The 3998-nt window shown below is 44.6% G+C and carries 2 protein-coding genes; both read left to right on the top strand.

Translation table 11 applies throughout. From position 1 onward, the window contains the following. On the top strand, window positions 1-985 hold a 985-nt coding region (locus VF500_RS14805), incomplete at its 5' end, for a S9 family peptidase (RefSeq protein ID WP_330860405.1). 68 nt (window positions 986-1053) lie between these two features. After that, on the top strand, window positions 1054-3998 hold a 2945-nt coding region (locus VF500_RS14800; protein WP_330860404.1), incomplete at its 3' end, for a family 43 glycosylhydrolase.

The following is a 3998-nucleotide window of genomic DNA, read 5'->3' as shown; positions in this document are numbered from 1 at the left end:
AAACCTTGTTGACTTAACGCCCGAAAAAGGCAACCACAACATAACCTTCTCGCCCGACAGAAAATACTATATCGATACTTATTCTGAAGTAAACGTCGCTCCCAAAATAGTAATTAAAAACACTGCCGATCTGAAAACGGTAATGGAACTGGAGCACACTGATTTGACTGGTCTTTTAGCCACCGGCGTAAAACTCCCTGAAGTATTTGTCGCCAAAGCGAGAGACGGTAAAACGGATATCTGGGGCGTAGTTTACCGCCCTGCCAATATGGATCCTAATAAAAGCTATCCCGTAATTGAAAATATTTATGCCGGTCCGCAGGATTCATTTGTGCCCAAAAGTTTTTCGCTCGTCAACGAGATGCAAAGTATAGCCCAACTGGGTTTTATTGTGGTGCAGATGGATGGCATGGGTACGGCCAACCGTTCCAAAGCCTTTCATGATGTATGTTGGCACAATTTAGCCGATGCTGGCTTTGCCGACCGTATCTTATGGATGCAGGCGCTTGCCGCCAAATATCCGCAGGTTGATATCAGCAGGATAGGCGTTTACGGAACATCGGCAGGCGGGCAAAATTCGGCAGGGGCATTGCTGTTCCATCCTGAGTTTTACAAAGCAGCGGTATCTGCTTGCGGTTGTCATGATAACCGGATAGATAAGCAATGGTGGAATGAACAATGGATGGGCTACCCCGTTGGGCCGCATTATGAACAGCAATCAAACATCACCAACGCAGGCAAATTACAAGGCGACCTGATGCTGATTGTTGGCGAGGCTGATAACAATGTTCCACCCGAGTCAACGTTCCGTTTTGCGGATGCGCTGATCAAAAGCAATAAAATGTTTGATCTGCTGGTGGTACCAGGCATGGGCCATAGCGATGGCGGTCCGTACGGACGTAAAAAGAAACGCGACTTTTTTGTAAAGCACCTGCTTAACGCCGAGCCGCCTGCAAGGAATACAGATGAATTGGCGCATAATTAAATCATATTAGGCAGAGTAGTAAAATGCGTAAATTTCAGCTAACAGTATTTTTTTTATGGTGTTTCTGCATGGCAGCACTAACCGGCTATGCGCAGCAACAGTCGGCCACAGCTCCGGGCAATGGCAATCCCATCATCCCCGGTTACTTTGCCGACCCCACCGTGAGGAAATTTGGCGATACCTATTACATTTACGCAACTACCGATGGTAACGGCGGCGGGCATGGCCCATCACAGGTATGGATATCCAAGGATTTTGTGAACTGGACCATGCATGACATGAACTGGCCTACCTCCAATTACTACTGGGCTCCCGATGTCATTAACGGTAACGACGGCAAGTATTACATGTATTATTGTCAGCCTGTTGATATTTATGGTGCGTCTTCAACAAGCCCTACCGGGCCATGGACGCCCTTGCTGCCCGATGGCAAATCCATGATCCCTAATTATTTTATTCCCGGGGTGATCACGCTGGATGGGCAAACTTTTAAAGATGACGACGGCAAAATTTATATGTTTTGGGGCACCTGGGGTATCTATCCCGATCATGGCTGCGGTGTTGGTTTGTTAAACCCCGACATGCATACTTTTGCCAAAACAGCAAAGATTCCCAATACCATCGCTAAAGATTTCTTTGAAGCACCTTTCATGTTTAAACGAAAGGGTATTTATTATTTCACCTATTCATCTGGTCTTTGCGAAGACTCTACCTACCGGGTGCAATATGCCATCAGCAAAACCGGGCCGATGGGGCCATTTGAATTTGGTAAAAACAACCCGGTGTTGAGTACTAATAGCGATGGAACCATTCATGGACCGGGGCATGAGTCGGTAGTGCAGGTTGGGGATGATTTTTACATGGTATATCACAGGCATAACAACCCGCATTCCAACGGGGGCTATCACCGGCAGGTTTGTGCGGATAAGATCGTATTTGATGCCGATGGTAATATCGAAAAGATCATCCCGACACATCTTGGAGTAGGCTTGTTAGGGAAAAGTACCATTAATGTCCCCGATGAGGTTTTTCAAAAAAAGGTAACCGCTTCTTCTTACTATAACGAAAATTATAAATCATCCTTCGCCGTTGATAACAATAATGGTACTTTATGGAAGCCGGCCGATAACGGCTCTAAACCCGCATGGCTTACCATTGATTTGGGAACTGTGAAAACAGTGCAACAGGTATTAACCCAGTTTGAATATGCCACCTGGTATTATCAGTATTTAATTGAATCATCAGCAGATGGAAAAAGCTGGCAGGTGTTTTCTGACAGGAGAGAAAATACACAGCACGGTTCGCCGATGGTAGACTCCGGGAATACTAAAGCGCGGTTCATCCGGTTAACTATAACAGGGACGGAATATCCCGGTTTGTATAAGGCAGTTTGGAATGTAAAAGTTTATGGCGAACAGGTTGTAACAGGAACTGCCGCTGATGCAAACAAGGAAGAATTATCTAAAACTATCTCCCCCAAAATCGAAAAAGCTATTAAGGAAGGTAAAGACGGCTTATTAGTAAACCTCGATGCCGCCAATTTCCAGGCTGGCGAAGCTGTAACAAAGTGGGCTAATAGCGGCGCATTGGGCGGCAATTTTACAGCAACAGGCAAACCTACGGTTGTTGATATCATCGCCGGTAAAAAGGCATTGATGTTTAACGGAACACAAGCGCTTGAATCATCAGTTGTTGTACCCCGGTCGCTTGCAGGTAATAACAGCTATACGGTATCATATGAGGTTTATGCTGATCAGATCAAAGATGAAAACCCAATATTGAGCTGGACAAACGGTGAATCGGATCATCGCAGCGCTACTTTTGGTTTCGGTAGTAACCGCACGGCGGGAGCGGTACAGCATTTCGGTGTTTCTGATTTTCAATATAAAACAATGCCCGCTGCCGGGAAATGGCACCGGGTAGTAATTACTTTCGACGGCTCATTTGAAAAACTATTTGTTGATGGTGAGCTCAACAATATCGAAAATAAGATGCTGTTTTTGCAGCCGGCAGATAAGTTCATTATCGGCGCTAAAACAAACCGCTCAGCATATTTTTCAGGTGCTATCTCCTCCCTCAAAATTTATGACAGGCCATTGGCTGATAGTGTAATAAAACAATGGGCTTTACATCCCGCAAAATCAGATATCGCCGTTTACCTCGATGCCTCAAAACTAAACTACGGAACACTTCAGCAATGGATCAACAACGGCGATGCAGGCGGAGCATTTCAACCGGTAGATACAAAGGGCGCTGAAGTAACCGATATTGCAGGCAAAATAGCCGTTAACTTTAACGGGAAAAGCCCTCTCACATTTGATAATGATCTTGCTGTGAATAACAAGCAGGGTTACAGTGTAGCATTAAGTGTTTATCAAAATGAGATGACGAAAAGCGGTTCGATACTGAAATCTCAATCGTCGAAAGAGCCTTTGATCAATGCCGGTAAATATTTAGGTGCGGGGCAATGGCACTATATCATCAAAACAGTAAGCGGGAGTACAGCTAAACAATATGTGGATGGTGGGTTGATTTCAACCTCAGCAAAAGTCGGTAGCCTTGCAGGTAATTTGTTGCTGGGCGATAGCTTTAGAGGCGCTATAGGTAATATGGTTGTATATAAACATAGCTTATCATCGGCAGAAATTAAACAATTGAGTCTCGACTGGAAGCATAACTATCATCCGCCTGTAGCCGGATCGTTAACGTTTAAAATCGCTCCTAAAGCTATAACGCCCGGGATGGTTGAGATGCAGGCACCTGAATATGCTTCAGTACAATCAAATCTTCAATATGATTTTATCAATGAGGTAGATAGCAGCAAATCAAGCGGCTGGCAGGCTGATCCGCATTATATAAGTTATGGGCTTACGGCCGATAAAAATTATACTTACTCATTTAAGGTAAAAGATAATTACGGTAACGTAAGCTTAAAAGCAAAAGCGTTGCCTGTGAGTACATCATCAGCATTGTTTCATGTCGTTAAAGATCAGTTTACGGTTAACAGAGACTT

This window comes from Mucilaginibacter sp. (genome assembly GCF_036383575.1).
Lineage (GTDB): Bacteria > Bacteroidota > Bacteroidia > Sphingobacteriales > Sphingobacteriaceae > Mucilaginibacter.
This window is presented reverse-complemented; position numbering and strand designations above follow the sequence as displayed.